This is a genomic window from Marinobacter pelagius, assembly GCF_003315345.1.
Lineage (GTDB): Bacteria > Pseudomonadota > Gammaproteobacteria > Pseudomonadales > Oleiphilaceae > Marinobacter > Marinobacter pelagius_A.
The window spans coordinates 15,284-41,919 of record NZ_QNRO01000028.1; the positions used below are offsets into that span (position 1 = coordinate 15,284).

The following is a 26,636-nucleotide window of genomic DNA, read 5'->3' on the forward strand; positions in this document are numbered from 1 at the left end:
GTATGTTAAACTCCGCCGGAACCTACGCCGGAGAACTATGCAGCCATGATGTTTGTATCCTTCAACGTCAACAGTATTCGCACCCGTCTGCACCAGCTAGAAGCCGTCATCAAAGACCTGAACCCGGACGTGATCGGGCTTCAGGAAACCAAGGTGCAGGATGAGAATTTTCCGGTGGAGGAGATTCATAAGCTGGGTTACCGGGTCCATTTCCACGGCCAGAAGACCCACTACGGCGTTGCCCTGCTCTCAAAAGAAGAGCCCGAGAAGGTGCTCAAGGGTTATCCCTGGGACGGCGAGGACTCCCAGCGCCGGCTGATCACCGGCCAGTTCACCGTCAACGGCGAAAAGCTGACGGTCATCAACGGTTATTTCCCCCAGGGCGAGAACCGCGACCATCCGGTGAAATTTCCGGCCAAGGAAAAGTTCTACGCCGACCTGATGCGGTACCTGGATGAGCTGAAAAACGAGGGCGGCCATGTCGTGGTGATGGGCGACATGAACATCTCACCCACCGACAGGGATATCGGGATCGGAGCCGACAACGCCAAGCGCTGGTTGCGCACCGGCAAGACCAGCTTCCTGCCCGAGGAGCGGGAATGGCTCAGCCAGGTCGAACAGCGCGGCTTTACCGACGTATTCCGACACCTGCACCCGGAAGAGGACAACACCTTCAGCTGGTTTGATTACCGCAGCCGGGGATTCGAACGGGACCCCAGGCGGGGTCTGCGCATTGACTTGATCATGGCCAGCGACAGCCTGCTGCCCAAGGCCCGAGCGGCCGGGGTTTCCTATGACATTCGCGCCATGGAACGGCCCTCGGACCACTGTCCGGTCTGGGCCAGTTTCGATCTCTGAGGCGCGGCCGGGCGCGACATGAAAAAAATCAAAACCCGCGACCGCATCCTCGATACCAGCCTGGCCCTGTTCAACTGCGTCGGGGAGCCGAATGTGACCACGCTGCTGATCTCCGACGAACTGGAGATCAGCCCGGGCAACCTTTATTACCACTTCAAGAGCAAGGGCGACATCGTCGAGGAACTGTTCGGACGGTTCGAGGCTGAAATGCTCGACCTGCTGGCGGTTCCGGAAGATGCGGACATCAGCCTCGACCAGAACGGCTTCTTCCTGCACCTGATGTTCGAGACGGTGGCGAGGTACCGCTTTCTGTACCAGGACCTGGTCAATGTGCTGTCGCGATACGATCGGCTGCAGGCGAGATTCAAGCGACTGCTGAAAAAGAAAACCGCCGCCTTCAGGGTTATCTGCGAAAGCTTCCGGCGCCAGGGGATGCTGGAAATTGATGAGGAAGAACTTGAGTCTTTGTGTGAACAGTTAACACTAACTGCTTGTTACTGGAGCAGTTTTGATACGCTGTCACACCTTGAAGATCGGGAGTCCGTGGACCCGGGTCGCGGGGTTTACCAGATGATGCACCTGGTTCTTCCCTACCTCGCCCCCGGGGAACAGGACGAAGTCCGGCTGATGAGCCGGGACTATCTCTGACCTACTCTTCCTCGTCGCTCCCGGATCGGTTGCGAATCCGGTTCAGCTCGGTTTCCAGGATCTCGATCCGGCGTTCCAGGGCCTCGATTTCTTCGCGACGGTGAATACCCAGCCGACGCAAGGCACCGGACACCCGCTCGTCAAACATGTTCTCGAGCTTGTCCCAGGTACCGGTGGCCCGTTCACGGACGCCCTCAACCCGGTCCTCAACCGACTTGATCTGCTTGCCGACCACGCCCCGGGTCTTGCTCTCCAGCTGTTCGCCTTCCTGCACCAGACGCTCGAAAAACCGGCCGGTGTCCTCTTCGGCCTTGGTGTAGGCACCCAGGCCCGCCAGCCAGATCTGGCGGGCAGAACCCTTGATCCTGGCAGCCAGCTGCGCGTCGGTCTCCGGCTTTGGGGATTTTTCGTCTGACATTTATCAACCTCGGGGTGGAAATTTCGCTTCAGGCCCCTATTGTATTACACCCCCGGCGGGATTGCAGTGGCGCTGAAACCCGCTCAGGGAAAGGCCGCAGTATAAACACGCATTCGATATGAAAAAATGTTTTCAAACGAAACGGGCTCTCGCTTGAAGTGTTCAAAATATGGTCAATACTTCACCATACCGGTGTCCCTGCTGATGCCGGTTTGTCTGGAAGTCTTTCATGGATACTACTCGCACGCCTCTGCCCGGCATCCCTTGCCGGGCTTTTTTCGTGGTATTATTGCCCGCCCTTATAAGCTTATTCCTGTAATCAAAACCCTGTCCTCACGGAGTAGTAAATGATCGAGATTGCCTGGAGTAATTTCACTCCCTGGTCGGCTCTGGCCGGCGGTATTCTGGTTGGCCTGGCAGCGGCCAGCTTTCTGTTGCTCAACGGCCGCATCGCGGGCATCAGCGGTATCCTCGGCGGCCTGCTGACACCCCTGAAGGGCGACATCGCCTGGCGGGTGGCCTTCATGCTGGGCTTGCTTGCAGCTCCGGCAGTTTGGCTTCTGGCCGCTGATATGCCCGCCATCGAGATTAACGCCGGCTACCCGGCCCTGATCATTGCCGGCCTGCTGGTAGGCGTCGGTACCCGCTACGGCTCCGGTTGCACCAGTGGTCATGGCGTCTGCGGCCTGTCCCGTCTGTCCCCGCGGTCGTTGGTTGCCACCCTGAGTTTCATGGCCACGGGCTTTATTACCGTATTCGTTATCCGTCACGTGCTTGGAGTCTGATTGAGTATGAAGTATTCCCTTGCATCCCTGTTTGCTGGTCTGATTTTCGGCTTCGGTCTGATTTTGTCTGGCATGGCCAACCCGGAAAAGGTACTGGGCTTCCTTGATATCGCCGGCCTTTGGGATCCGTCCCTCGCCTTCGTCATGGGTGGCGCCATCATCGTCGGCGTTGTGGCGTTTGCGGTTGCCCGTCGCCGGACCCTGTCATTCCTCGGCTTCAACATGAAGATTCCGTCCCATACCCATATCGACAAGCGTCTGGTCATCGGCAGTCTGATGTTCGGCATCGGCTGGGGCATTGCCGGCATCTGCCCGGGCCCTGGCATCGTTGCCCTGGGGGCTGGCGAAACCAAGGCAGCGGTATTCGTTGTCTCAATGGTGGCCGGCATGGCGATTTTCGAATTAATTGAGCGGAACCGGGCAAAAGCCTGAACGATTTCTGGTAACTTAGCCCCACCAAGATTGCGGAGGTTTTCCATGGATATCCGAAAGATTGACGACACCATTTCCGTAGCGCCACAGATCAGCGTGGAAGACGTGGCCGAAGCGGCGCGCCTGGGCTTCAAGACCCTCGTTGCGAACCGCCCGGATCACGAAGAGCCTGGCCAGCCGTCCATGGCGGATATAGAGGCCGCCGCAAAGGAACAGGGACTTGAGTGGGTCTACATGCCGGTTGAATCCGGCAACATCACGGATGAGGACGTGGATCGGTTTGCACCGATGATCCGGGACGCGGCAAAGCCCGTATTGGCTTTCTGCCGTTCCGGCACCCGCTGCACCGTCCTCTGGGCACTGAGCGCCGCCCGCGCCAACCCGGCCCAGGAGATTTTCACCAAGGCCCGTAACGCTGGCTACGACATCAGTGGCCTGGCACCGAGGATGGCGCAACAGGCACAGAACAAGGGGTAGCCGCCCGCCCATAAACCAGAACAGGGACCGACTTGAATGAAATACAAAGGCTCAGAGAATTTCAGCCATAACCAGCCCGAAAGGCTGGGCGTACTGGTGACCAACCTTGGCACCCCGGACGCCCCCACCACTTCAGCCCTTCGACGCTATCTGGCCGAGTTCCTCTGGGATCCCAGGGTGGTGGAGGTTCCCCGCCCCCTCTGGTGGATGATCCTGAACGGCATCATCCTGCGCATCCGCCCGAAGCGCAGCGCCGAGGCCTACGCCAGTGTGTGGGAAGCGGAGGGCTCTCCCCTGCTGCTGCACACCGCCAAACAGGCGGAAGGCATCCGCGAGGCGCTGAAGAAGAAGTACGGGCCGAACGTTGTGGTCGGGTTCGCCATGCGTTATGGCAACCCGTCCATCAGCAAGGTGCTGGATGAAATGCAGGAACAGGGCGTGCGCAAGCTGCTGGTGTTGCCGCTCTACCCCCAGTACTCGGCCTCCACATCGGCCTCCACGTTCGATGCGGTGGCCAGGGACTTCACCAAGCGCCGCTGGCTGCCGGACCTGCGCTTTGTTTCGCACTATCCGGATTACCCGCCCTACATCGAGGCCATGGCCCGCCACATTGAGGCGCACTGGGCCAACCATGGCCGCAAGGACAAGCTGATCCTGTCCTACCACGGGGTGCCCCTGAAGTATCTGTTGAAAGGCGACCCGTACCACTGCGAGTGCCACAAGACCTCACGTCTGTTGGCCGAGCGACTGGGGCTCTCGTCCGAGGACTACATGACCACCTTCCAGTCCCGCTTCGGGCGCGAGGAATGGCTGAAGCCTTACACGGACGAGACGTTGAAATCGCTTCCGGGCAAGGGCGTCAAATCGATAGATGTGTTCTGCCCGGGCTTCTCCTCCGACTGTCTGGAGACAATCGAGGAAATCAACGAGGAAAACCGCGAGTATTTCATGGAAGCCGGCGGTGAGGGATTCAGTTATATCCCGGCTCTGAATGCGACACCGGGCCACATCGAGGCCCTGGTAAAGCTGATCGAGGACAACATTGCGGGCTGGCAGATTCCGACCAATGCCCCGGAGAACCTGGCCCAGCGCCAGAAACGGGCGGACCAGCAGAAAGAAATGACTTACCCCGGCAGATCCCTCTAAGGGATCCTCCGTACCCCCGATCAGTCAGATGACTGCTGACGGCCGGAGTCCGGTTGGGTTCCGGCCGTCTTTTCCTTCTCGCCGTCCTGCAGATCCGGAACGGACTGGCAGAAAGTGCATTCCTCGGTATCCACCAGTGCGCCTCCGGTTTCCACATAACGGATCCGGTGGCTGGCCTGGCCACGGTTGGCCGAGACGGCGAATTTCCGGTCTTTGCGACGGTCTTCGGTGTTTTTGGCGGTATCAGGCATAAGCACTCCCAATCAAACAATACCTCCATTATGGGGCTGAAAGGGCGGAAACCCAGTAAGCACTAACACGGGGTTCGATGTTGCTCCGTGAGCCGGCTGGCGCTAGATTTTGCACCATACGCAAAACTCCCATATTGTGGCACCACCCTCGAACACAAGCCAGGAACCGCCATGAGCGAAATCAAAACCGAATCGCGTATTCAGGTCATTGACCGGGCTGTCCTGCTGATGGACGCCATTGCCAGATATTCCAGGCCGGTAAAACTCAAGACCCTGAGCGCGGATACCGGTCTTGCCCCCTCCACCGCATACCGGATCCTGCTGTCCCTGATCAGCAACCGGTTCGTGGAGCGGGACTACAACGGCAATTACCGCCTCGGTCAACGACTCATGCAGCTGACCAACCGACTGCACACCGACATCGACCTGAGAGCGGTCTCCCTGCCTTACATGGAGACCCTGTGCGAACAGATGGGCGAGACCATCAACCTCACCATCCGCGAGGGGGACGTGGTGATCTACTTCGAGAAAGTCACCCCTAACCGAATGATGCTGGTGAACCAGATAGTCGGCAGCCGTGCGCCATTACACGTCACCGCCGTCGGTAAACTGATGCTGGGGCTGGCGGGCAAAGAGGAGATCAAGGCCTACGCAGAGCGGACCAACCTGCCTGCGTACACTCGCAACACCCTGTCCTCACTGCCGGACCTGGAAAAAGCCTGCCTGGCAAGCGCCCGTCAGGGCTACGCTCTGGACAACGAGGAAGCTGAAATCGGCGTGGGCTGTATCGGGGTGCTGATTCACGATAAATCCGGGAATGTCAGTGCCGGGCTCTCGGTTTCGGCGCCGATCGAGCGGCGTAAGGATGAATGGATTGCCGCGTTGAAGCGTGCCGGAGAGGATATTTCACGGCAGCTGGGCTACCGACCAGACGAGCAGCAATAGAGAAATCGCAGCAGAAATGCTGATTAGCGCAAGAGGAAACGGGGGAAATATCAGGGGGAATCTGGAGAAAAATGGCGGTGGGCCAGGGATTCGAACCCCGGGACGGCTACTAACCGTCGGCGGTTTTCAAGACCGCTGCATTCAGCCACTCTGCCAGCCCACCTTTCAAAACCATTGCTGCCGTTGCGACAGCGAGGTGCATGATACCGGAATTGCCTGTGCTGTCAACGCCCTGCATAAATCCCGCCGCACTTTTCAACATTAACGGGGTTTAATGGAATCCGCGGAGCACTTTATTGTCGTAAATGATTGAAAGTTGCGTATTCGACATTATGATTGGGGACAGTATCCAGTCGTTACACAAACGGAGATGACAATGGAAAACAGAAGATTCGGCGCTCAGAACCAGCAGGGTGCCTATTCCGCGCCTCAGGCTGAGCGAGCGACTACTGGCATCAGCGCTGATGCAATGAATGTGCTGCGCAACACCTACATGCTCCTGGGCATGACTCTGGCCTTCTCGGCCCTGACCGCATTCCTCAACATGAACGGAACCCATCCGGGCTTCCTGATCACCATTGTGGGCTACATCGGACTTCTGTTTGCCACCTATAAACTGAAGAACAGCCCCTGGGGCATTGTGACTACCTTTGCCCTGACCGGTTTCATGGGTTACACCCTGGGCCCGATCATTGGTGCGTTCGTGGCCGCTGGCGCATCCCAGATCGTCGCCCAGGCGCTGACACTGACCGCTGTCGCCTTCGTTGGTCTGTCCGCAACCGCGATCATCACCAAGAAGGACTTCAGCTTCATGTCCAGCTTCCTGACCGCTGGCGCCTTCGTGCTGATCGGCGCCATGGTCCTGGCGTTCATCATGGAAAGCTCTGCCCTGCACCTGGCGGTGTCCGCAGGCTTCACCATCTTCGCCTCCATCATGATCCTGTTCGAGACCAGCCAGATCATCAAGGGCGGCGAGCGCAACTACATCATCGCTACCGTGGGGCTGTACGTCTCCATCTACAACCTGTTTGTCAGCCTGCTGCACCTGCTGGCTGCCTTCAGCGGCGAAGACTGATCGCAGCTGAAACCAGGTTTGTCGAAGCCCCGGCCTTGCCGGGGCTTTTACTTTGAGTAAACTGAAACCGCTATCAACACGGTACCGGCCATGCAGGATTCCACCCCGTTCTCCTTCACTCTCGTTATCACCGGAGCGCCCTACAGCTCCCAGGCACCCCAGAGCGCACTGAGCTTTGCTGCGGCCGCCATAAAGGCCGGCCATCGGGTAGACCGGGTATTCCTGTACGGGGATGGCGTACAGCTTGCCTCCGCCCTCGCCTCGCCACCTTCCGATGAACCTCAATGGCCCCGGGAGTGGAGTACTTTTCTTGAGGAACACGGCATTCCCGGCGTTGCCTGCATTGCCTCGGCGTTGAGGCGCGGCCTGGTGGATGAAGGCGAGCAGAAACGGTATGAGCTGCCCGCCAGCAACCTCCGGGCGCCATTCACTATCGCGGGCCTGGGCGAGTGGGTTGAGGGCCGGATGTCGTCATCACGAACCGTCTATTTTCACGGGAGCGACTGACCATGAGCACTTTGATTGTCATCGACCAGCCTCCCTATGGCAGCTGGGCCGGCCGGGAAGCCCTGGATATGGCGTTTTCGCTGGCTGCGTTTGACCAGCCGGTATCACTGCTGTTCTGTGGTGCCGGAGTAAACTGGCTTCGCAAGGGACAGGAGCCCGGAACGATCCGTCAGAAGTCGGTGGAGAAAAATCTGGCCGCCGCACCCATCTTTGGCGTGGAAGCCCTGCTTGCCGATGGTGACGACTGCAAACGCTACGGACTTGAGGCCGAACAATTGCTGGATGGCGTGACCCTCGTACAGGCCGACTCGCAACTGTTCACAAACTACAGCCACACCGCCTTTGCCGGATAATGCCATGACCGAGATCCAGACCCTGCACATTCTGAACAAGTCCCCGGAACACCCGAGGTTTGCCCGCTGCCTGTCCATTGCCGGCCCGGCGGATACAATCTTGCTGATCGAGAACGGTGTCCTGGGGCTCAGTACCGCGTCAGCCAGTGCTTCCGGGAAAGTCCTCGCCCTCGAACCGGACATGGCTGCGCGGGGAATTGTAAGTCAATCCGGAACAGTGGAAACCGTCGACTATGACGCCATGGTCGCGCTGACCGCCCGCGCGCAACAGGTAATCAGTTGGTGAGCCATGAGTGAGCAGCAGATGCCCGAACGGAACAACGAAGGTTTTCTGGAGGATGCCTGGGCGTGGACCCCGGAGGTGGCAGAAGTCATTGCTGCCGAAGACGCCATCGAGCTATCTGAAAATCATTGGGAAATCATAGAGTTTTTGCGGGAATTTTATAAACAGCATGAAGTCTCGCCCCCCTCGAATCGGCTCTTCGTCAAGGCGGTAAAGGAAGCCTTCGGGGAGGAGAAAGGCAACAGCATTTACCTGATGCAGTTGTTTCCGGGCACGCCTGCCAAGACCGCCTGCCGGATCGCCGGGCTGCCCCGCCCCACCAACTGCCTTTGACAAAGGGGCTCAGAACACGAGATAGGTCAGGCTCAGGAACTGGATGAGTCCGGCTAGGGCACCGAACACGCCACCCACGATCATCAGCTGCAACTCTTCCTCGTGAAAGGCCGGGCGCAGGATGCCCTGGAACTCTCTGGGACCGAGGGATTTCATCTGGCCGGCCAGGACCTGTGCCACCACCGGCGCGCGCTCCCGGTTGAACGCCGGGTCCGAAAAGACATCACCGGTGGCCACCACGGCTTTCTGGTACAGCGATTTCTTCAATTCGGTATAGCCGGTGACCCCGACCGATACCTGCGCTGTCAGCTTCAGGACCGGCGAACTGTCCAGTAGTGGCCGCAGGTGTTTCTGGATGATCGCCCGGGTGCGGTCGCCATGGGCACCGTTGATCATGGCATCAGCTACTCGTTCGACGGTAATGAGCTCTTCCGCCACCAGTCGCGCCCAGACCTCACTGATTTCAGGCTGCCGGCGCAGGAAAAGGCCCTGGATCTTCCACAACAGGAAACGGCGGGGTTCAGCAGGAGTAAAAATCAGATTGATGGCCAGCCAGTTGGTCAGGAAGCCGACGGCAAAGCCGCCTAACGGGAGCAGCCACGGCTCCGGATACCGAACCCAGAGTGGCACCAGCATGGCGCCAAGCAGGCCACCGATGATCGCGCCCAGATTGATTACCGATTGCAGCTCTACTGACCCCGCCTGCTTGAAGATCCGGTTCATCAGATCCGGATGGCGCTTGAGCTCCCGGCTTAACAGCGCCTTGAGGTCCACCAGCTCGTCCAGATCGTCACCGAAGTCCTCCACCAGTTCCTCGACCCGCTCCGGCAACGCTTCCCTCGCCCATTTATAGATCCGGTTACGGACGAACAAGGGCACGTTGTCCCACAGGACCGGGTGATTCTCGTACATGATTTCATCGATGTACTCATCCACCCTCGGGGTCACCTGTGAGATCACCTGCTCAACGATGCGATGGGGCTCAAGCTTTTCGTAGACGGAATTCAGATCGCCGAATTTCTGCAGGGTATGGTCAATGCAGATGTGAGCCATTTTCTCTGCTTTACGGGGAATAACCCCCTGCCAGCCAATCACACCGAAGCCGACGAACCGGACCGGATAGAAGGACATCTGGATTGCCAGCCAATTCGTCACCCAGCCGGTGACAGCAGCCATGACAGGCACAGACAGGAGTGCTAGGTCGATCAAGTGTTACCCCGGTTGAGTTTGCGGCCAAAGGCCGACGAGCATTCGGTTCTTGAGTGCCTGCCAACAGTGTAGTGGCCCGGCATGTCAGTCTATGTGACCGATGATGAAGTAATTGAAATGTCACAACATTGGCCGTGAAGCCATGGGGTGCGAGGAATTGCGGCAGCAAAAACCCCGGCCTGGCGGCCGGGGCTCACAGAGACGGCTTACTGGTAGTAAGCGTTTTCGGTGTAGGAGTGATCTGTTACGTCGCGGACGGCCGTAATTTCCGGCACGCGCTCTTTCAGGGTGGATTCAACGCCCTGCTTGAGAGTCAGGCTGACGGCGGAACAGCCCTGACAACCACCACCGAAGCGCAGCACGGCAACGGACTCATCCACGATCTCGACAAGAGACACATCTCCGCCGTGGGCCGCCAGGTTCGGATTGATCTCGGAGGCCAGCACGTAGTTCACGCGATCAGGCAGCGGTGCATCATCGTCAATCTTGGGCACCTTGGCGTTCGGGGCCTTGATGGTCAGCTGACCGCCCATCTGGTCCTTGGAGTAATCGACGTAGGCCTCTTCCAGGAACGGCACCGAATTATGGTCCAGGTACAGGGTAAACTTGCCCAGATCCAGCTGCTCGTCCGTTGGAACGACTTCATTGGGCGGGCAGTAGGCCAGGCACGTCTCGGCATTCTTGGTGCCAGGCTGGGTAACGAAAATCCGTACGCCCATGCCTTCTACGTCCTGCTTTTCAATGAGTTGCGCGAGGTAATCCCGCGCGGAATCTGTCACGGTAACCAATGCCATGTTTCCTACCCGTTTGGAAGTTTGATTCCTATTTTAAGAGAGTTCGCGGGAACATGAAAGACCAAGTAAAATAGTCGGGATTTAATCAGGTAATGAATTTCCCGTATGAATGCCTGCTTTAAGCACCAGTAATGCGGCTCTTGATATTGATCATTCGAACTAAGACGGAATCCGGCATTTTTGCTATGATCCCGCGCCATTGACTGAAATACGACGTTAGCCACGACACCCGGAAGATTTCCCTATGACCGATCGCACTACCCGTCTGGAACAGCTTCATCAAGCCCTCAAGGAACGCATTGTGATTCTTGATGGCGGCATGGGCACCATGATCCAGAACCAGAAGTTGGATGAAGCCGCATTCCGGGGCGATCGGTTCAAGGACTTCGAGCGGGAGGTGCAGGGTAACAACGACCTGCTCAACCTGACGCAGCCTGCCCTGCTTCGCAACATCCATGCGGACTACCTGGACGCAGGCGCCGACATCATCGAGACCAACACCTTCAACTCCACCCGCCTGTCCCAGGCCGATTACGGCATGGAAGATCTGGCCCGGGAGCTGAACGTGGCCTCCGCCAGGCTGGCGCGGGAGATTGCCGACGAATTCACCGCCAGGGACCCGAGCAAGCCCCGTTTTGTTGCCGGTGCGGTCGGCCCTACCTCCCGCACTGCATCCATCTCCCCGGATGTGAACAATCCCGGCTACCGTAACGTCGATTTCCAGACTCTGGTGGATAATTATTACGAGGCGGTTTCAGGCCTGATGGAAGGCGGTGCCGATCTGATCCTGATCGAAACGATCTTCGATACGCTCAACGCCAAGGCGGCCATCTACGCCACCCAGCAGGTGTTCGAGGACACCGGCACCGAGTTGCCGATCATGATTTCCGGCACCATCACCGATGCCTCCGGCCGCACCCTGTCTGGCCAGACCACCGAGGCCTTCTACAACTCCATCGCCCATGCCAGGCCCATTTCCGTCGGCCTGAACTGCGCCCTGGGAGCCGATGCGCTGCGCCCCTATGTTGAGGAGTTGTCCACCAAGGCCGAGACCTATGTCTCCGCCCATCCCAATGCCGGCCTGCCCAATGAATTCGGTGAGTACGACCAGACCGCGGAGGAAATGGCGGAGATCATCGAAGGTTTCGCCAAAGACGGCTTCCTGAACATCATTGGTGGCTGCTGCGGTTCCCGCCCGGATCATATCGAGGCCATTGCCAAAGCCGTCGCCAAGTACCCGCCCCGGCAGATTCCCGAGCGCCCGAAGGCCCTGCGCCTGTCCGGCCTCGAGCCCTTTACCGGTGATGAGACCACCCTGTTCATCAACGTGGGCGAACGCACCAACGTCACCGGCTCCAAGCGGTTTCTGCGCCTGATCAAGGAAGAGCAGTACGAGGAAGCGCTCAGTGTCGCCCGGGACCAGGTGGAGAACGGCGCCCAGATCATCGATATCAACATGGATGAGGGCATGCTGGATTCAAAGGAGGTCATGGTCACCTTCCTGAACCTGGTCGCCTCCGAACCGGACATTTCCCGGGTGCCCATCATGATCGATTCCTCCAAGTGGGAAGTGATCGAGGCCGGCCTGCGCTGTATCCAGGGCAAGGCGGTGGTGAACTCCATCAGCCTGAAAGAAGGCGAAGAGGAATTCATCAAGCGGGCGAAAGACTGCATGCGTTACGGTGCTGCCGTGGTGGTCATGGCCTTTGACGAAGACGGTCAGGCCGACACCTACGAGCGCAAGACCGAGATCTGCAAGCGCTCCTACGATGTCTTGACCGGCATCGGGTTCAATCCGGCCGACATCATCTTCGACCCGAACATCTTCGCCATCGCCACCGGCATTGAGGAACACAACAACTACGCGGTGGACTTCATCAACGCCACCCGCTGGATCAAGGAAAACCTGCCCTACGCCTCCATCTCGGGCGGCGTAAGCAACGTCTCGTTCTCGTTTCGGGGCAACGATGCGGTGCGCGAGGCCATCCACTCGGTGTTCCTGTACCACGCCATCAAGGCCGGCATGAACATGGGCATCGTCAATCCCGGGCAATTGGTGATTTACGATGAGATCGAGCCGGATCTGAAGGAACTGGTGGAGGACGTGGTACTCAACCGCCGGGATGACGCCACCGATCGCCTGCTGGAAGCGGCCGAGAAGTTCAAGGGCAAAGGCGGCAAGACCCAGGAAGAGGACCTGGCCTGGCGCGAATGGCCAGTTGAGAAGCGCCTTGAACATGCCCTTGTCAAAGGCATCACCAACTATATTACCGAAGACACCGAGGCCTGCCGCCAGAATGCCACCCACCCCATCGAGGTCATCGAAGGCCCGCTGATGGACGGCATGAACGTGGTCGGTGACCTGTTCGGCGACGGCAAGATGTTCCTGCCCCAGGTGGTCAAGAGTGCCCGGGTGATGAAGCAGGCCGTAGCCTACCTGATCCCCTACATCGAGGCGGAGAAGTCCGAGGGCCAGCAGGCCAAGGGCAAGATTCTCATGGCCACGGTGAAGGGCGATGTGCACGACATCGGCAAGAACATCGTGGGTGTTGTTCTGCAGTGCAACAACTACGAAGTAATCGACATGGGCGTGATGGTGCCCTGCGACAAGATCCTGGAAACCGCCAGGAAAGAGAACGTCGACATCATCGGTCTCAGCGGCCTGATCACTCCGTCCCTCGACGAGATGGTGCATGTGGCCAGGGAGATGCAGCGCCTGGACTTCAACATCCCGCTGATGATCGGTGGCGCCACCACCTCCAAGGCGCACACGGCGGTGAAGATCGAGCCGCAGTACAAGAACGACATGGCCCTGTATGTCTCCGACGCCTCCCGCTGCGTTAACGTGGCCTCCCAGCTGCTGAGCAAGACCGCCAAGCCGGCCTTTGTCGAGGCGGCCCGTACCGAATATGAGGAAATTCGGGAGCGCCGGAAGAACCGCGGAGAGCGGACCAAGCTGGTCTCCCTGAAGGAAGCCCGTGCCCGCGCACCGGAAATCAACTTCGAAGGTTATGAGCCGCCAAAGCCGTCCTTCACCGGTATCCGGGTGTTCGAGGACTATGACCTCGAAGAGCTTGTCGACTACATCGACTGGACGCCGTTCTTCATTTCCTGGGACATCTCAGGCAAGTATCCGGCGATCTTTGACGATCCCAAGCGCGGCGAAGCGGCCCGCAGCCTGTTCAATGACGCCCAGAAGATCCTGAAGCAGATGATCGCAGAGAAACGGGTGACTGCCCGGGGTGTGATCGGCTTCTGGCCGGCCAACCGTCGCGGCGATGACATCGTGGTCTACACCGACGAATCCCGCACCGAAGAGCTGACTACCCTGCACCACCTGCGCCAGCAGGATGAAAAGGCACCCGGCAAGCCGATGATGGCGCTGTCCGATTTCGTGGCACCGGAAGATTCCCGGAAAGTGGATTATGTGGGCGGCTTTGCGGTGACCACCGGTATTGGTGCCGAGGAATTCTCACAGGCATTCAAGGACAAGCACGACGACTACAATGCCATCATGGTCAAGGCCCTGGCCGATCGCCTCGCCGAGGCCTTCGCCGAGCGGATGCATGAACGGGTGCGCAAGGAATTCTGGGGCTACGCTGCCGACGAGCATCTGCCAAACGAGGATCTGATCAAGGAACGCTACCGCGGTATCCGCCCGGCCCCGGGTTACCCGGCCTGCCCTGATCACACCGAGAAGGCAACCCTGTTCCGTCTGCTGGAGGCCACCGGAAAAATTGGTCTGGAGCTGACCGAGCATTTCGCCATGTTCCCCACCGCGGCGGTATCCGGCTGGTACTTCGCCCATCCCGAGTCCAAGTACTTTGCCGTCGGCAAGATTGGCGTGGATCAGGTTGAGGACTATGCTGAACGTAAAGGTATATCCAAGGCGGAGGCGGAGCGCTGGCTGATGCCAAGCCTGGCCTACGATCCGGCAGAATAGACGGGGACATAGCACGCAATGACCGACACAACCGACAATCAAAGCAACAAGAAAGATCGGAAATCGGGCTCACCGGGCGTTTTGAAAATAATGCAAAGCATTCTGGCCGGCGCTTTCGGGGTTCAGTCCGACAAGCGCCGGCAAGAGGATTTCTCCAGCCACAGTCCCTGGCCCTATATCATTGCCGGACTATTGTTCACCGCGGCCTTTGTGGGCGGACTGATTCTGGTGGTACAGGCTGTGCTCGCCAGCCAGTAGACTATTGGCCCGAGACCCAGACAACGGCGAAGGCGACCACCAGTACCACTACCAGAACTGCAGCGATGGCGTCTGCCTGACTGTCTGAACGCATGCTCTTTTTCATGGAAGTACCCCTTCTCACTTTTTTTCAGGTCATTGTTGTTATCTTTTCAGTTAAGCAGGAAATTGATATTCGTCCAGCCTGTGCCCCGCCCGCTTATCGCCTGAATCGATAAACATATTTTGAAATAATCATTTTGGAAATAAAAACCTGGTGATATCCTGCGATCCAGATATAAGAGGCAGGACATTACCCCTATGTACGTATACGACGAACACGACCGGCAAATGGCAGCGGAACGGGTAGCCCAGTTCAGGGACCAGACCCGACGCGCCCTGGCGGGCGAACTCAGCGAGGAAGAATTCCTTCCGCTGCGCTTGCAGAACGGACTCTACGTCCAGCGCCATGCTCCGATGCTGAGGATCTGCGTGCCTTACGGCATGCTGCGCTCCGACCAGTTGCGTCGTCTCGCCCGTATCACCCGGGATTACGACAAGGGCTACGCCCATTTCACCACCCGGCAGAACGTGCAGCTCAACTGGCCGGCCCTGGAGGATGTTCCGGACATTCTGGCCGACCTGGCGGAGGTGGAAATGCACGCCAACCAGACCAGTGGCAACTGCATCCGGAACACCACCACAGACCAGTTTTCCGGTGTTCAGGCCGATGAGATTACCGATCCCCGGCCCTACTGCGAAATTATCCGCCAGTGGTCCACGTTCCATCCGGAATTCGCGTTCCTGCCCCGCAAGTTCAAGGTGGCAGTAAACGCCTCTGAAAAAACGGACCGCGCGGCAATCCGCATCCACGACATCGGGCTTCAGATCGTGCGCAACGACGCCGGCGAACTGGGCTTCCGTGTTCATGTGGGTGGCGGCCTCGGCCGGACACCGATGGTCGGCCCGGTGATCCGCGAATTCCTGCCGGAACTGGATTTGCTGACCTATCTCGAGGCGGTCCTGCGGGTCTACAACCGCTATGGCCGCCGGGACAACAAGTTCAAGGCGCGGATCAAGATTCTGGTCAAGGCTCTGACGCCCGAAGGTTTTGCCGAGAAAGTGGAAGCGGAGTGGGCGCACATCAAGGATTCGCCGACCCGCCTGACTCCGGAAGCCATTGAGCGGATGAAGGGGTTCTTTACCGAACCGCCTTACGAAGCCCTCGACAACGCAACCGACCTGCTTGCCCGGCAACGGTTCGAGAACCGCGATTTTGACCAGTGGCTGAGCCACAACGTGGACGTTCACAAGAAGCCCGGCTACGCCATTGTAACCCTGACCCTGAAGAAGACCGGCACACCGCCGGGCGATGTCACTGATCACCAGCTCGAACAGATTGCCGATCTGGCCGATGAGTACAGTTTCGGAGAGGTCCGGGTCACCCACCACCAGAACGTGGTGCTGGCCGATGTGCGCCAGGACCGGCTGCTGGAACTGTGGGAAGCCATCACGCCCATGGGCTTCGGGACCGCCAACCTGAACACCCTGACCGACATCATCTGCTGCCCGGGCGGCGATTACTGCGCCCTGGCCAACGCCAAATCCATCCCGGTGGCCGAGGCCATCCAGCGTCGGTTCGAGGACCTGGACTACCTGTATGACCTGGGCAACATCGATCTGAACATCTCCGGGTGCATGAACGCCTGTGGTCATCACCACGTCGGCAACATTGGCGTATTGGGTGTCGACAAGAAGGGCGAGGAGTTCTACCAGGTCAGCCTGGGCGGCTCTTCCCACCATGACGCGGATATCGGCAAGATTCTCGGGCCCTCCTTTGCCCGGGAGGACATGCCGGAAGTTATCGCAAAGATTATCGATGTGTACGTCGATCAGCGTACCGAAGAGGAAGAGTTCCTCGACACCTATCGTCGGATTGGTATCAAACCATTCAAGGAGCGGGTTTATGCCTGATGTAATCAACGCAGACGGCACTATCCGTCAGGACAACTGGGCGGTGGTTCCGCGCCCGGAAGATGGTGAGTCTCTTGCCATTCCGTCAGACCAGCCGGCGCTGATTCCGGCCGATTTGTGGCTGGCCGGCTACGAGCATTTCACCGGCAATGACCGGATCGGTGTCTGGTTTGACAGCCACGATGAGCCGGAAATCATTGCGGATAAGGTCAACGAACTGCCGCTGATCGGGGTGAATTTCCCGCGCTTCGTGGATGGCCGTGGCTATAGCATTGCCAGGTTGTTGCGGGAGCGGTTTGGGTACCGGAACGAGCTGCGGGCCATCGGGGATGTGCTGCTCGACCAGCTGCAGTTCATGAAGCGGTGTGGGTTTGATTCCTATGCCTTGCGTGCCGACAAGGACATCAACCATGCGGCCACTTGCCTGAATTTCTTCAGCCAGGGGTATCAGGCGGCGACGGATACGGATTTGCCGCTGTTTCGGCGGCGGGCCGGGTGATTTGGAGTTTGGTTGAAGATGGGGTCAGATGAACAAGTTCATCAGACCCCTGAGTAAGCACCTGAGTTGGCGGCCAGATCGGGGTCTGATGAACTTGTTCATCTGACCCCATTTTCTGCCCCCGGGGTCTGAAGAAAGCTTTCTTCTGACCCCTACTTGGACGTCACCTCACCGGCTATGGTCCAGCACAATCTTGCCGGCGGACGCCCCCTTCAAAAACGCCTTCAACGCCTCATCCAGCTCCGCACGCCCGATATCCCGGGCCGAAGCTTCGGTCTTCGGACACTTCCACTCGCCGGCAAACTTCTCCCACACGGCTTGCTTGTCCGGCAAAGGAATCTCAACCGAATCCACACCCAGCAAATTTACACCACGCAGGATGAACGGCAGCACGGTAGTGGACAGTTGGGGACCGGCCACCAGGCCGCAGCACGACACTGACCCACCCGGCTGGACCTGCTTAAGCAATTCCGCCAACGGTGTTCCACCCACGGTATCCACCGCATTGGCAAAGACCGGCTTGAGCAGCGGCTTCTTTTCTTCCGCCAGGGCGTCACGGCCCACCACTTCACTGGCGCCCAGATCCTTCAGGCTGTCGGCATGATCAGCCTTGCCACTGATCGCCACAACGTCAAAGCCCAGGTTCGCCAGCAACTCGATGGCGACGCTGCCGACGGCACCGGAGGCGCCACTGACAGCCACCTTGCCCTGTTCCGGACTGGCGCCCATCTTCAGGAGTTTGCCTACACACAGGCCCGCAGTCAGGCCAGCGGTGCCGTAAATCATCGCGGTGCGAGCATCCCAGCCGGAGGGCATCGGCACACACCATGCAGCCGGCACACGGATGTACTCACCAAAACCGCCATCGGTGTTCATACCGAGGTCATACCCGGTCACAATTACCCGGCTGCCCACCGCCGGCTCACCGGTTGCCGATTCCACCACTTCACCGGCGGCATCAATGCCCGGGGTGTGGGGAAACGAGCGGGTAACGCCCTTGTTGCCAGACGCAGACAGCGCGTCCTTGTAGTTCAGTGAGGAGTGGGTGACCCGGATCAGAACCTCGCCTTCCGGCAGATCGGCCGTGCTGAGGGTCTGTTCACTACCCTGGTATTCGCCATCTTTCTCTTCCACTCGCCAGGCTTTGAATTCGCTGTTCGTTGTCATCGTGTTACCCCGTTTGTTGTCAGCTACTGAATCTTCTGGTTCCGGAAAGCGCTGAGCACGCGCCATACGGTGTGCTCCAGGGCTGCGCTGGTGGCCAGGCCCAGTTTTTCCGGGAGTGTCCGCTTGCGTTGGTATGTTACTGACACTACGTCGGCACGATCACAGGCCTCAATGAGATATTCGTCGGAGGTCTTGATCTCGTCGATCAGATTGACGTCCAGGGCCCGCTTGCCAAACCAGATGTCGCCATTTGCCACTTTGGCGATATCGACACTGGGCCGGCGCTCGGTCACGTACTCCTTGAACAGCCCATGGGTATCTTCCAGGTCCTCGAGAAACTTCTGCCGGCCTTTCTCGGTATTTTCCCCGAAGATGGTCATGGTTCGCTTGTGCTCGCCGGCGGTCAGCACCTCGAAATCCACATCGTTCTTCTTGAGGAAGCGGTGGAAGTTCGGCAACTGGGCAACCACCCCGATGGATCCGAGAATGGCAAAGGGAGAGGCGACGATCCGGTCCGCCACACAGGCCATCATGTAACCGCCACTGGCAGCCACCTTGTCGACGCAGGCCGTCAGCGGGATGCCCTTGCTGCGAATCCGGTCCAGCTGGGCGGCAGCCAGGCCATAGGAATGCACCAGTCCGCCCCCGCTTTCCAGGCGAATTACCACCTCGTCCTGCTCCGGTTTGGCAACACTCAGGACCGCTGAAATGGACCGGCGCAGCTGATCGGTATCGCTGGCTTTGATATCTCCATCGAAATCGAGCACATAGACTCTCGTGCGAACTTCCTGCTCGTCACTATCACTTTTGGCCTTGGCTTTTGCGGCCTTTTTCTCGGCTTTGGCTTCCTTTTTACGTGCTTTCTGGAAGGCTTTGCGTTCGCCTTCGTCCATCAGGCGCGCCTGAATGGTTTCCCGCAACTTCTGGTATTTGTCGTTGAGCTTCCGGATTCTCAACTCGCCCTCACCTTCGTGATCCCCACGCTCCTTTTGGGCAGCAGAGAGGATGACGGAAATGATCACGAGGGCGGCAACCACGAAGGTCACGACCTTGGCCAGGAACAGGCCGTATTCTGTCAGGAACTCCAAAATGGCTTCTCCAAATGGTTATGCAAAGACGAGAGTGTAACTTACCGAATTGACACTGATAAGCGGAGCAAAAAAATTAAAACAAGCGTTCGATCGAGCTTGACACGACCCTCTGCTGACCATAAAGTCGAATTGCGAGATCGGCTTCTCCAAGACAAGACAACCATTCAGAAGGGCAAGATAATGTCTGTAGCTCAGGTATTTGAAAAACTCGAACAGAATTTCAACGCAGACGCAGCTCAAGGCCTCGATCTGGTGTTCCAGTTCGACATTGAGGACGACAAGAACTACCACCTGGCCATCAACGACGGCTCCTGCAAGCTGCACGAAGGCTCTCATGAAGACCCTTCCGTTACCCTGATCATGAACTCCGATACTCTGCAGGGCATCGTTTCCGGCGAAACCGATGGTATGCAGGCGTTCATGGCTGGTCAGCTGCGCGCTGAAGGCGACATGATGCTGGCAACCAAGCTGGGCGAGCTGTTCAACATGGGCTGAAGCCCCGCCCCGCTCATAAAAAAACCTGCGCGCGTCGCAGGTTTTTTATGCCTGAATAACCGATTTACTCATCCCAGAGCTGCACCGCCTGCCGTGCCGCTTCATTCTGGGGAGCCGCCACCAACCCTGAGGCTGACAACCTGACTTCGAACAGGGCGCCGTCGCGCATCGGCATGAAAGTGGCATTACCATAGACCCCCTCCACAAACGGCAAGTTGAATTGCCGGTCCAGCTCCCAGAGATCGGGCCACTTCTGCTCACTCAGCCCGATCACCGTCCTGGGCATACTCTGTTCGTTCTCAAGCGAGGTATAGCGACCACTCAGGCGCTCCAGTCGATATCCCGGTGCGACTCCCAACCAGCGAATGGGGCCCGCGAACCGGATGATGCGCGCATCCAGTTGCCACTGATCCCCCCTGACCGACTGGATGACCGGTGCCCCTTCTCCGGTCTGCAGGGTCACAACCCAGAGCTGCTCTCCCTGCCGCTGGGTGGAGACCGTCGCTACGGTCTTCATCCCTTCCAGTGACTGGTAGCCCAGCAGGTTCACGGCAATCACCAGGGTATAAATTCCGATTACCAGCACGGAGAATACCGCCATGCCTTTCAGCCAGCCCAGCAACCAACGAGGGCGGAGGAAAAAAAGGAGGCTCGCAATCACCAGCACCGCGCCGACGACCGCCAGTACGATGGTTGCGAGCTCATGGGACATGGGGATTACAGGCCAACGTCGTCGAGGGAGGATTCAGCCAGCTTGAGCAGATCGGGGTTGCGGTCTTCCCGCTTCCCGATGCTTTCGATGTAATACTCAAGTGACGTCAACGCATCTGCCAGCGCTTCGAGCACCTGATGCGGGGGCGCCTGACGGGCATCGAGGAGGCGATCCTGGATCGAGGCGGCCACACGTTTAAGCACGTTGGCAGCGCCGGGATCATTGACCATCTGCAGGCCGCCCCAGATGCTGTGCAGGGTTGCCGGCAGATTGGCCAGGTGCAGCTTGTCGTAATCCGATTCGATGAATGCAGTAATTGCGCGTTTGGCGAGGGTCAGTGCACTTCTGGCCTCATCCGCCACCACGAACATCGCTTCCTGGAGGTAGACCGATTCATCCCGGTTGCGCCGGCTGCCGGCCAGGGCGTCCGTTTCGGAGGTGATACCGCGAGTGACGATCTGCATCACGGCGTCCTCGACCCCCAGAACGGAGTCGGCCAGGCGGTAAAGCTCATCATCGCCAGGCAACCGGTTGTCTTCTTCCCACTTGCGCAACTTGGCCGCTTCATCCCGGGAAATGCCGGCCAGCTTGTTGAGGTCCAGCATCACCAGGGTGTTGGCGAGTCGCTCGAGGGCATCGGCGATGGACGACAACTCTGCCAGATCCGGCTCGATACCCCTCTCAATGATGTCGAGTTTATCCTTGAGCTGGTTGAGCTCATCCTGCAAGGCGTCCGACAGGGACTTGAGTACATCGCTACCCGGGCCATACAGGCGACGGGCATGGGCTTCCAGCATTGCATCCGGAAATTCCGCGGGCGCCAGGCGATAAGCCGAGAGAATGCGCGTCACTTCCGGGTTGGCAGATCCGCTACGGTAAAGCATGTAGATCAGGTCCCGGATCAGTGAGTCCGGGGCATCCTTGGTCGTGGCCACCCTCCCGACATAAACCACTTCCCGGGCGTACCGCTCTATCCGCATGAACATGCGTTTGCGAGCCTTGGTGAAGATCATTGCCCGATCAAGCATCGTGTCCGCAACAATTCCCAGCAGGCACCACATCTGCCCCATGGGCGCGCCCTGACACAGCCGTGCAAATCCACGGGCGGCACGGCCGAACAATTTCTTACTGACCACATCATTGCGATCCCGCAAAACGCCCAGCAACGCCACCTGGAAGGTCAGACGCATCCGCCGGGCCATCACCTCGTAGTCCGCTTCATTACCTTCAAATGCAGCAAGATTGAGATCGGCGCAGAAGTCCGGACGTTCTTTGACGTCCACGTCAAAGAAACAGGATTCCGGGTAAGGTTTTTCGCGGCGGGCTTCGCGCAGATCGTTGATGACCGGCAGCAACAGTTCCGGATGGTCCTCGCGCTGCTGGTGGTAGTACTCCACGTAGCGACGAAGAATAAACAGCGCGCTGTTCAGGGTGGTAAGCAGAATATTCTTGTCGTCATTGGCACCGACTGGAACGTCATTGGCCATGGCAACCGCTTCCTGGCATAGCAAGGTGCCGCCACGAAGCTCAACGAGGATGAAAATACCACGCAACTGGTTCAGGTAATCGACACAGTTCTGGAGGTCTTCCCCGCTCTCGCGATTTTCCTGGAAACGCTCAAGGCTGGATTCTGCCTGCTTGATGGTCTGTTCTATCTCGCTTTTGACCAGATCAAACGACTGCGATTTCGTCGCCAGAGACGATTGAACCATAAACGCTTCCTGTCTGATTTGCGGAGACTACCGCGTCCCGTGCCTGACATTCAGCCCGGCCACGAAACGCCGGGCTTTGTTGTTATAGATCGGTTACACCCTGCCCGATCAATTCTCTGTTCGCAAAAAACTGGCGAACTTATCATTACTTATAACACAAAACTCATGTTGCTCAACAAAGGCGGAGTGTAACAATTGGTACACGCTGACCCAGTTCTCATTCCGCCTGTTCGAGCTTGCTCCAGAGGCTTTCGCCGGACTGTTTATCCAGCATCGCGATGAACTCGTCATGGGCACTCGCCTCTTCACCGGAGGCCCTTACTACTGAAAGCCGGGGGCGGTCGGCCTTGAGGCGCCGGATGCCACCGGCCGCGCCGCCGTCTTCCGAGCCGGCATCCAGGGACAGCGCGGTCTGGCCGCCAGTCATCAGCAGATAAACATCGGCGAGGATCTCGGCATCCAGCAGTGCGCCGTGGAGTTCCCGGTTGCTGTTGTCCACGCCGTAACGTTTGCACAGGGCGTCCAGGCTGTTTTTCTGGCCCGGGTGTTTGGCGCGGGCGATGGCCAGGGAATCGACGATGCCGCAATGGTCGGCGGTTTTGCGTATCGGCTTAAGGCGAGCGAACTCCGCATCCATGAAGCCGACGTCGAACGCGGCGTTATGGATAACCAGTTCGGCACCCTTGATGAATTCGAAGAATTCCTCAGCGACCTCGGCGAACTTTGGTTTGTCCACCAGGAATTCATTGGTAATGCCGTGAACGGTGATGGCTTCGGCCTCCACCTCACGCTCGGGGTTGATATAGACGTGGTAGTTCCGGCCGGTCAGCTCACGTTCGACCACTTCCACACAACCGATTTCAATGATCCGGTGCCCTTCATTGGGATCGATGCCGGTTGTTTCGGTATCCAGTACAATTTGTCTCATGCTTCACTCAACTCCGCTACGCCACGGTTTGCCAGTTCGTCAGCCAGTTCGTTGTCGGGTACGCCCGCATGGCCCTTCACCCAGTGCCAGTTGACGCGGTGCCGGGCGGTTTCGGCATCCAGTTCCCGCCACAGGTCGTCATTCTTCACCGGTTTTTTCGCGGCAGTCTTCCAGCCGTTGCGTTTCCACCCGGCCATCCACTCGGTAATGCCCTTGCGGACGTACTGGGAGTCCGTGTAGAGCTCCACATCGCACGGACGTTTCAGTGCCTCCAGACCTCGGATTGCGGCCATCAGCTCCATGCGATTGTTGGTGGTGTGCAGTTCACCGCCGTGCATGGTCTTCTTGGCGTCGCCATAACGAAGCACCACGCCCCAGCCGCCACGACCGGGATTACCCTTGCAGGCACCGTCCGTGTATAGAATTACCTTATCCGCCATTCAAACTCCTGAATCCTCGTTAATCCTGACCCTCGGGGCTCACGCCGCCCGGGCCACGATAGCAGCCCCGCGAGGCGCCAACCGCTCCCGTTCCGGGCATGGCAATGACCTTGCTCTTGCGCCAGGCCGGCTGCCTGGGAATACGGCCATAGACCCGTTTTTTGGCAAGGATACAGTAATAGGCGCCGAGAGGCAGGAGACGATTGCCCGCCAACCGGCTATCGATCCAACGATAGCTGTGCCTGCCGGACCGCTGCATGGGAAACCTGAAAAACCGGGTTACGGACGTATCCACACTGAACCCGAGCAACCGGAGCCAGTCCTCCATCCGCCCCCGGAGCATGAAACGGCCGCCCCAGGGGCCTTCCTGCTGCCGTGACATAAGCTTGCGCAGGCCCCACAGACTCATCGGATTGAAGCCAAGCAACACGATGGTGCCTTCACCGCGCAATACCCTTGCGGATTCCCTAAGCACCTGGTGCGGGTAAGGTGAAAAGTCGGGGGTGTGGTGCAGGATGACCAGATCCATGGAGTCCGACGGGAAAGGCAGCTCATCGGCATCACAGACCGCCACGCCGTCGGGCATGTGGGGGAACCACCGCGGCGTGGTCATGATCTTTTGCGCGAAATCGGTGCCGGTGGCCAGCGGAAGACGGTGACTGACACCGATCTGAAGCTGCCGCGCCCCGATCAGGCTGCCCAGCTCATAGTCGCAGAACCGGCGTTGGTCCGCCAGCAGCGCCCGACCGAGGGGGGACTGGAACCAACGCTCGAAATTCTCGTGCCTTGCCGGATAGTCAATGTTGCCGGATCTGACCACTACCCTGCCTCCCGCCTTGTCAGCCTCCAGGTTGGGGCCACAGATTTAATGCTCTATCATACCAGTCACATTCTACGAACACATGTGGGGCCGTATGCTGACCATTTCCGCAATTCCTGCTTTCAGTGACAACTACATCTGGTGCCTGGCCGATTCCGACACCAAAAAAGCGCTGATTGTTGATCCCGGGCAAGCTGCGCCCGTGGAGGAACACCTGGCCGCCAATGGCCTGACCCTGGATACGATCCTGGTCACCCACCACCATCCGGACCATGTTGGTGGCATCAAGGATCTGGTCAAAGCCCACCCGGACTGCCGGGTAACCGGCCCTGCCGAGTCGCCGTTCAAGGGCTCCACCAACCTCGTCCACCCCGGTGACGAGGTTGTCTGGGAATCGATCACTTTCCAGGTTCTGGGCGTTCCGGGCCACACCCTCGATCACATCGCCTACTTCACCGACGTCGAGGTCAACGGGCGCCCTGTACTGTTCTGTGGCGACACCCTCTTCGTCTGCGGCTGTGGGCGGTTGTTCGAGGGCACTCCCGAACAGATGCGGCAATCCCTGCAGACCCTGCGCAACCTCCCGGAAAAAACTGCGGTTTACTGCGCACACGAGTACACCCTGGCCAATCTCAAGTTCGCCCGCAGCTGGCTGCCCCGGGACGAAGGCCTGAAGGCGTTTGAGGAACAGTGCCAGAAAGCCCGCGAAGCCGGCGATCCCACGGTGCCGTCGGTGCTGGGTGAAGAAAAGCGCCTGAATCCGTTTCTCCGCTGGGATGATCCGGTGGTTGTGGATGCTGCCCGGAATTACTGTGCGCAGAATGGGCTCCCGGCGGATTCGGAGAATGCCATTTTTGCGGCCATTCGCCATGGCAAGGACAACTTCTAAAGACAGGACGGGGTCTGAAGAACACTTTCTTCTGACCCCATTTTCAAGTCCAACTCCGAAGACGGGGTCAGATGAACGAGTTCATCAGACCCCATGCTAATCCCCCGGGGTCTGAAGAAAGCCTTCTTCTGACCCCATTTTCACTCCGGGTTCACACTCCCTATCGTCATCGTAACGAGACGTTTCTTGACCCCCGGAAAACCGCTCTCATAGAATCGGTTGCACTTTTGTGACCCAACCCATTCATCAGGTCAGATTTTCCAAGGTATCATCTGACCAAAGCCCTGATCCGGAATTGCCTATGTCGGTCAACCGATTTTCCTTTTTACTGCTGGCTGGTGCCCTGACCACCGGTTGCTCCACTTTTTTCTCTCCGACCAGCGACCCTCTGGAATCCGATCAGGTCACCGTCGCCACCGGCGATGAAGACCTGAAAGATGCTGTGGAATCCGGCCAGGCGGCCGATGCTTCCGCCGATGAGCCCCTGGATGACGCCATCGGAGCGGATCTTCAGGCCACCGCGCGGGACGCCCGGGAGAAACTGGATAACCCCGAGCAACAAGCCGATGACGGCGAGAAGGAGCGGGATCTCTGGAACCGCATGCGCCAGGGTTTCGCCCTGGATCACGACGTGGACAATGAGCGGGTCCGGGATCAGCTCAACTGGTATGCGAGCCACCCGAAATACATTGACCGGGTCGTTGACCGGGGCAGCCGGTACCTGCACTACATTCTCAACGAGACCGAAAAGCGCGGGCTGCCGGCCGAATTTGCGCTGCTGCCGGTAGTCGAAAGTGCCTTCGATCCATTCGCCTACTCCCACGGCCGGGCTGCGGGAATCTGGCAGTTCATTCCTTCTACAGGCAAGTACTTCGGTCTGACCCAGAGCTGGTGGCATGACGACCGTCGTGACATCGTCGCCGCCACCGACGCAGCCCTGCGCTACCTGGAGCGTCTGACCGAGCGGTTCGACGGCGATTACACCCTGGCACTGGCGGCCTACAACAGTGGCGGAGGCACCGTCTCAAGTGCCATGCGGCGCAACCGGAAAGCCAACCGGCCAACCGATTTCTGGTCCCTGAACCTGCCCCGTGAAACCCGGCACTACGTTCCCAAATTAAGGGTATCCGGAATTTCTGGTTGATAAAATGCCAAAGATGTAAAGAAGAAAATCTTTCTCAGCGGATTATCTGATTGATCCTCTTCAGCCTACTC

General features: G+C 58.5%; 29 protein-coding genes, 1 tRNA gene and 1 pseudogene. 19 read left to right on the top strand and 12 right to left on the bottom strand.

Features of this window, described 5'->3' with window-relative positions:
• Window positions 1–45: 45 nt before the first annotated feature.
• On the top strand, window positions 46–858 hold the full coding sequence (xthA, locus tag DET50_RS17580; protein ID WP_113864047.1) for an exodeoxyribonuclease III: 813 nt from the start codon (window positions 46–48) through the stop codon (window positions 856–858).
• A gap of 18 nt (window positions 859–876) precedes the next feature.
• Window positions 877–1,506 (top strand): TetR/AcrR family transcriptional regulator, encoded by a 630-nt coding sequence (locus DET50_RS17585; RefSeq protein WP_113864048.1) that lies wholly within the window; start codon window positions 877–879, stop codon window positions 1,504–1,506.
• A gap of 1 nt (window position 1,507) precedes the next feature.
• On the opposite strand, the gene DET50_RS17590 is transcribed toward DET50_RS17585, so the two are convergent.
• Window positions 1,508–1,924, bottom strand: coding sequence for a phasin family protein (locus DET50_RS17590; protein WP_113864049.1), 417 nt, complete (start codon window positions 1,922–1,924; stop codon window positions 1,508–1,510).
• A 347-nt stretch (window positions 1,925–2,271) separates the two neighbouring features.
• Here DET50_RS17590 and DET50_RS17595 point away from each other — a divergent pair, with 347 nt between their 5' ends.
• The 4 genes from DET50_RS17595 to hemH are packed head-to-tail and all read left to right on the top strand — an operon-like array spanning window position 2,272 to window position 4,764.
• Window positions 2,272–2,709, top strand: coding sequence for a YeeE/YedE family protein (locus DET50_RS17595; RefSeq protein ID WP_113864050.1), 438 nt, complete (start codon window positions 2,272–2,274; stop codon window positions 2,707–2,709).
• A gap of 6 nt (window positions 2,710–2,715) precedes the next feature.
• The gene (locus DET50_RS17600; protein ID WP_113864051.1) at window positions 2,716–3,141 is read left to right on the top strand and encodes a YeeE/YedE family protein; all 426 of its coding nucleotides are present in this window, start codon (window positions 2,716–2,718) and stop codon (window positions 3,139–3,141) included.
• Between the two features lie 45 nt (window positions 3,142–3,186).
• Window positions 3,187–3,618 carry a protein tyrosine phosphatase family protein gene (locus tag DET50_RS17605; protein WP_113864052.1) on the top strand — a complete coding sequence of 144 codons (432 nt, stop codon included), beginning with the start codon at window positions 3,187–3,189 and terminating at the stop codon, window positions 3,616–3,618.
• Window positions 3,619–3,654: 36 nt separating this feature from the next.
• The gene (gene hemH / locus DET50_RS17610; protein ID WP_113864053.1) at window positions 3,655–4,764 is read left to right on the top strand and encodes a ferrochelatase; all 1,110 of its coding nucleotides are present in this window, start codon (window positions 3,655–3,657) and stop codon (window positions 4,762–4,764) included.
• Between the two features lie 20 nt (window positions 4,765–4,784).
• On the opposite strand, the gene DET50_RS17615 is transcribed toward hemH, so the two are convergent.
• Window positions 4,785–5,015, bottom strand: coding sequence for a hypothetical protein (locus tag DET50_RS17615; RefSeq protein ID WP_113864054.1), 231 nt, complete (start codon window positions 5,013–5,015; stop codon window positions 4,785–4,787).
• A gap of 171 nt (window positions 5,016–5,186) precedes the next feature.
• Between DET50_RS17615 and DET50_RS17620 the strand changes: the two genes are divergently transcribed.
• The gene (locus DET50_RS17620) at window positions 5,187–5,960 is read left to right on the top strand and encodes an IclR family transcriptional regulator (protein WP_113864055.1); all 774 of its coding nucleotides are present in this window, start codon (window positions 5,187–5,189) and stop codon (window positions 5,958–5,960) included.
• Window positions 5,961–6,032: 72 nt separating this feature from the next.
• Here the strand turns inward: DET50_RS17620 and DET50_RS17625 are convergent.
• Window positions 6,033–6,123: transfer RNA gene (locus DET50_RS17625), tRNA-Ser, on the bottom strand.
• Window positions 6,124–6,336: 213 nt separating this feature from the next.
• On the opposite strand from DET50_RS17625, the gene DET50_RS17630 reads away from it, so the two are divergent.
• From DET50_RS17630 to DET50_RS17650, 5 genes are all read left to right on the top strand, one after another.
• Window positions 6,337–7,035 carry a Bax inhibitor-1/YccA family protein gene (locus DET50_RS17630; RefSeq protein WP_092005915.1) on the top strand — a complete coding sequence of 233 codons (699 nt, stop codon included), beginning with the start codon at window positions 6,337–6,339 and terminating at the stop codon, window positions 7,033–7,035.
• A 90-nt stretch (window positions 7,036–7,125) separates the two neighbouring features.
• Window positions 7,126–7,542: a sulfurtransferase complex subunit TusD gene (tusD, locus tag DET50_RS17635; protein ID WP_113864056.1), complete on the top strand. Its 417-nt coding sequence runs from the start codon at window positions 7,126–7,128 to the stop codon at window positions 7,540–7,542.
• Between the two features lie 2 nt (window positions 7,543–7,544).
• The gene (locus DET50_RS17640; protein WP_113864057.1) at window positions 7,545–7,895 is read left to right on the top strand and encodes a DsrE family protein; all 351 of its coding nucleotides are present in this window, start codon (window positions 7,545–7,547) and stop codon (window positions 7,893–7,895) included.
• A 4-nt stretch (window positions 7,896–7,899) separates the two neighbouring features.
• Window positions 7,900–8,181, top strand: coding sequence for a sulfurtransferase complex subunit TusB (gene tusB, locus DET50_RS17645; protein ID WP_113864058.1), 282 nt, complete (start codon window positions 7,900–7,902; stop codon window positions 8,179–8,181).
• Between the two features lie 3 nt (window positions 8,182–8,184).
• A complete protein-coding gene (locus DET50_RS17650; RefSeq protein WP_113864059.1) occupies window positions 8,185–8,511 on the top strand; it encodes a TusE/DsrC/DsvC family sulfur relay protein in 327 nt (108 codons plus the stop codon).
• Between the two features lie 9 nt (window positions 8,512–8,520).
• Here the strand turns inward: DET50_RS17650 and DET50_RS17655 are convergent, their stop codons facing one another.
• Both DET50_RS17655 and nfuA read right to left on the bottom strand, forming a co-directional pair.
• Window positions 8,521–9,720, bottom strand: a complete 1,200-nt coding sequence (locus DET50_RS17655) for a DUF445 domain-containing protein (protein ID WP_220150168.1) — start codon at window positions 9,718–9,720, stop codon at window positions 8,521–8,523.
• A 206-nt stretch (window positions 9,721–9,926) separates the two neighbouring features.
• Window positions 9,927–10,514: a Fe-S biogenesis protein NfuA gene (gene nfuA, locus DET50_RS17660; protein WP_113864060.1), complete on the bottom strand. Its 588-nt coding sequence runs from the start codon at window positions 10,512–10,514 to the stop codon at window positions 9,927–9,929.
• Window positions 10,515–10,758: 244 nt separating this feature from the next.
• Here nfuA and metH point away from each other — a divergent pair, with 244 nt between their 5' ends.
• The 4 genes from metH to DET50_RS17680 all read left to right on the top strand — a co-directional run bounded on the left by metH (window position 10,759) and on the right by DET50_RS17680 (window position 17,167).
• On the top strand, window positions 10,759–14,457 hold the full coding sequence (gene metH / locus DET50_RS17665; RefSeq protein ID WP_113864061.1) for a methionine synthase: 3,699 nt from the start codon (window positions 10,759–10,761) through the stop codon (window positions 14,455–14,457).
• Between the two features lie 18 nt (window positions 14,458–14,475).
• Window positions 14,476–14,715 carry a DUF2970 domain-containing protein gene (locus DET50_RS17670; RefSeq protein WP_113864062.1) on the top strand — a complete coding sequence of 80 codons (240 nt, stop codon included), beginning with the start codon at window positions 14,476–14,478 and terminating at the stop codon, window positions 14,713–14,715.
• Window positions 14,716–15,015: 300 nt separating this feature from the next.
• Entirely contained in the window at window positions 15,016–16,668 is a 1,653-nt protein-coding gene (locus DET50_RS17675) for a nitrite/sulfite reductase (RefSeq protein WP_113864063.1), read from the top strand.
• Window positions 16,661–17,167, top strand: coding sequence for a DUF934 domain-containing protein (locus DET50_RS17680; protein WP_113864064.1), 507 nt, complete (start codon window positions 16,661–16,663; stop codon window positions 17,165–17,167). Before DET50_RS17675 ends, DET50_RS17680 begins: the two co-directional genes overlap by 8 nt.
• Window positions 17,168–17,335: 168 nt before the next feature.
• On the opposite strand, the gene DET50_RS17685 is transcribed toward DET50_RS17680, so the two are convergent.
• Both DET50_RS17685 and sohB read right to left on the bottom strand, forming a co-directional pair.
• The gene (locus tag DET50_RS17685; RefSeq protein ID WP_113864065.1) at window positions 17,336–18,334 is read right to left on the bottom strand and encodes a YhdH/YhfP family quinone oxidoreductase; all 999 of its coding nucleotides are present in this window, start codon (window positions 18,332–18,334) and stop codon (window positions 17,336–17,338) included.
• Between the two features lie 23 nt (window positions 18,335–18,357).
• Complete coding sequence (gene sohB, locus DET50_RS17690; protein WP_113864066.1) at window positions 18,358–19,422, bottom strand: protease SohB; 1,065 nt, start codon at window positions 19,420–19,422, stop codon at window positions 18,358–18,360.
• A 183-nt stretch (window positions 19,423–19,605) separates the two neighbouring features.
• Between sohB and DET50_RS17695 the strand changes: the two genes are divergently transcribed.
• The gene (locus tag DET50_RS17695; RefSeq protein ID WP_092005880.1) at window positions 19,606–19,920 is read left to right on the top strand and encodes an SCP2 sterol-binding domain-containing protein; all 315 of its coding nucleotides are present in this window, start codon (window positions 19,606–19,608) and stop codon (window positions 19,918–19,920) included.
• A gap of 64 nt (window positions 19,921–19,984) precedes the next feature.
• Here DET50_RS17695 and DET50_RS17700 read toward each other — a convergent pair whose 3' ends face one another.
• The 5 genes from DET50_RS17700 to DET50_RS17720 all read right to left on the bottom strand — a co-directional run bounded on the left by DET50_RS17700 (window position 19,985) and on the right by DET50_RS17720 (window position 24,532).
• Window positions 19,985–20,632 (bottom strand): multidrug transporter, encoded by a 648-nt coding sequence (locus DET50_RS17700; protein ID WP_113864067.1) that lies wholly within the window; start codon window positions 20,630–20,632, stop codon window positions 19,985–19,987.
• 5 nt (window positions 20,633–20,637) lie between these two features.
• Window positions 20,638–22,344 (bottom strand): FimL-related protein, encoded by a 1,707-nt coding sequence (locus DET50_RS17705; RefSeq protein WP_113864068.1) that lies wholly within the window; start codon window positions 22,342–22,344, stop codon window positions 20,638–20,640.
• Between the two features lie 217 nt (window positions 22,345–22,561).
• Window positions 22,562–23,272: a DNA polymerase III subunit epsilon gene (dnaQ, locus tag DET50_RS17710; protein WP_113864069.1), complete on the bottom strand. Its 711-nt coding sequence runs from the start codon at window positions 23,270–23,272 to the stop codon at window positions 22,562–22,564.
• The gene (rnhA, locus tag DET50_RS17715) at window positions 23,269–23,712 is read right to left on the bottom strand and encodes a ribonuclease HI (protein ID WP_113864070.1); all 444 of its coding nucleotides are present in this window, start codon (window positions 23,710–23,712) and stop codon (window positions 23,269–23,271) included. The genes dnaQ and rnhA overlap by 4 nt, the downstream gene beginning before the upstream one ends.
• Window positions 23,713–23,731: 19 nt before the next feature.
• A complete protein-coding gene (locus DET50_RS17720; RefSeq protein WP_113864071.1) occupies window positions 23,732–24,532 on the bottom strand; it encodes a class I SAM-dependent methyltransferase in 801 nt (266 codons plus the stop codon).
• A gap of 94 nt (window positions 24,533–24,626) precedes the next feature.
• On the opposite strand from DET50_RS17720, the gene gloB reads away from it, so the two are divergent.
• Window positions 24,627–25,421, top strand: a complete 795-nt coding sequence (gene gloB, locus DET50_RS17725) for a hydroxyacylglutathione hydrolase (RefSeq protein WP_113864072.1) — start codon at window positions 24,627–24,629, stop codon at window positions 25,419–25,421.
• Window positions 25,422–25,722: 301 nt separating this feature from the next.
• Window positions 25,723–26,541: pseudogene (locus tag DET50_RS17730) on the top strand (transglycosylase SLT domain-containing protein); the annotation flags it as partial.
• Window positions 26,542–26,636: the final 95 nt, after the last annotated feature.

Bases quoted from the DNA above. Each gene is read 5' to 3' on its own strand.
- DET50_RS17640 (WP_113864057.1), top strand. From the start codon at position 7,545: ATGAGCACTTTGATTGTCATCGACCAGCCTCCCTATGGCAGCTGGGCC.
- DET50_RS17705 (WP_113864068.1), bottom strand. From the start codon at position 22,344: ATGGTTCAATCGTCTCTGGCGACGAAATCGCAGTCGTTTGATCTGGTC.
- DET50_RS17670 (WP_113864062.1), top strand. From the start codon at position 14,476: ATGACCGACACAACCGACAATCAAAGCAACAAGAAAGATCGGAAATCG.
- DET50_RS17680 (WP_113864064.1), top strand. From the start codon at position 16,661: ATGCCTGATGTAATCAACGCAGACGGCACTATCCGTCAGGACAACTGG.
- DET50_RS17675 (WP_113864063.1), top strand. From the start codon at position 15,016: ATGTACGTATACGACGAACACGACCGGCAAATGGCAGCGGAACGGGTA.
- DET50_RS17615 (WP_113864054.1), bottom strand. From the start codon at position 5,015: ATGCCTGATACCGCCAAAAACACCGAAGACCGTCGCAAAGACCGGAAA.
- DET50_RS17650 (WP_113864059.1), top strand. From the start codon at position 8,185: ATGAGTGAGCAGCAGATGCCCGAACGGAACAACGAAGGTTTTCTGGAG.
- metH (WP_113864061.1), top strand. From the start codon at position 10,759: ATGACCGATCGCACTACCCGTCTGGAACAGCTTCATCAAGCCCTCAAG.
- dnaQ (WP_113864069.1), bottom strand. From the start codon at position 23,272: ATGAGACAAATTGTACTGGATACCGAAACAACCGGCATCGATCCCAAT.
- DET50_RS17685 (WP_113864065.1), bottom strand. From the start codon at position 18,334: ATGACAACGAACAGCGAATTCAAAGCCTGGCGAGTGGAAGAGAAAGAT.
- DET50_RS17695 (WP_092005880.1), top strand. From the start codon at position 19,606: ATGTCTGTAGCTCAGGTATTTGAAAAACTCGAACAGAATTTCAACGCA.
- DET50_RS17595 (WP_113864050.1), top strand. From the start codon at position 2,272: ATGATCGAGATTGCCTGGAGTAATTTCACTCCCTGGTCGGCTCTGGCC.
- tusD (WP_113864056.1), top strand. From the start codon at position 7,126: ATGCAGGATTCCACCCCGTTCTCCTTCACTCTCGTTATCACCGGAGCG.
- DET50_RS17700 (WP_113864067.1), bottom strand. From the start codon at position 20,632: ATGTCCCATGAGCTCGCAACCATCGTACTGGCGGTCGTCGGCGCGGTG.
- DET50_RS17605 (WP_113864052.1), top strand. From the start codon at position 3,187: ATGGATATCCGAAAGATTGACGACACCATTTCCGTAGCGCCACAGATC.
- tusB (WP_113864058.1), top strand. From the start codon at position 7,900: ATGACCGAGATCCAGACCCTGCACATTCTGAACAAGTCCCCGGAACAC.
- DET50_RS17630 (WP_092005915.1), top strand. From the start codon at position 6,337: ATGGAAAACAGAAGATTCGGCGCTCAGAACCAGCAGGGTGCCTATTCC.
- gloB (WP_113864072.1), top strand. From the start codon at position 24,627: ATGCTGACCATTTCCGCAATTCCTGCTTTCAGTGACAACTACATCTGG.
- DET50_RS17585 (WP_113864048.1), top strand. From the start codon at position 877: ATGAAAAAAATCAAAACCCGCGACCGCATCCTCGATACCAGCCTGGCC.
- rnhA (WP_113864070.1), bottom strand. From the start codon at position 23,712: ATGGCGGATAAGGTAATTCTATACACGGACGGTGCCTGCAAGGGTAAT.
- DET50_RS17600 (WP_113864051.1), top strand. From the start codon at position 2,716: ATGAAGTATTCCCTTGCATCCCTGTTTGCTGGTCTGATTTTCGGCTTC.
- DET50_RS17620 (WP_113864055.1), top strand. From the start codon at position 5,187: ATGAGCGAAATCAAAACCGAATCGCGTATTCAGGTCATTGACCGGGCT.
- hemH (WP_113864053.1), top strand. From the start codon at position 3,655: ATGAAATACAAAGGCTCAGAGAATTTCAGCCATAACCAGCCCGAAAGG.
- nfuA (WP_113864060.1), bottom strand. From the start codon at position 10,514: ATGGCATTGGTTACCGTGACAGATTCCGCGCGGGATTACCTCGCGCAA.
- DET50_RS17590 (WP_113864049.1), bottom strand. From the start codon at position 1,924: ATGTCAGACGAAAAATCCCCAAAGCCGGAGACCGACGCGCAGCTGGCT.
- xthA (WP_113864047.1), top strand. From the start codon at position 46: ATGATGTTTGTATCCTTCAACGTCAACAGTATTCGCACCCGTCTGCAC.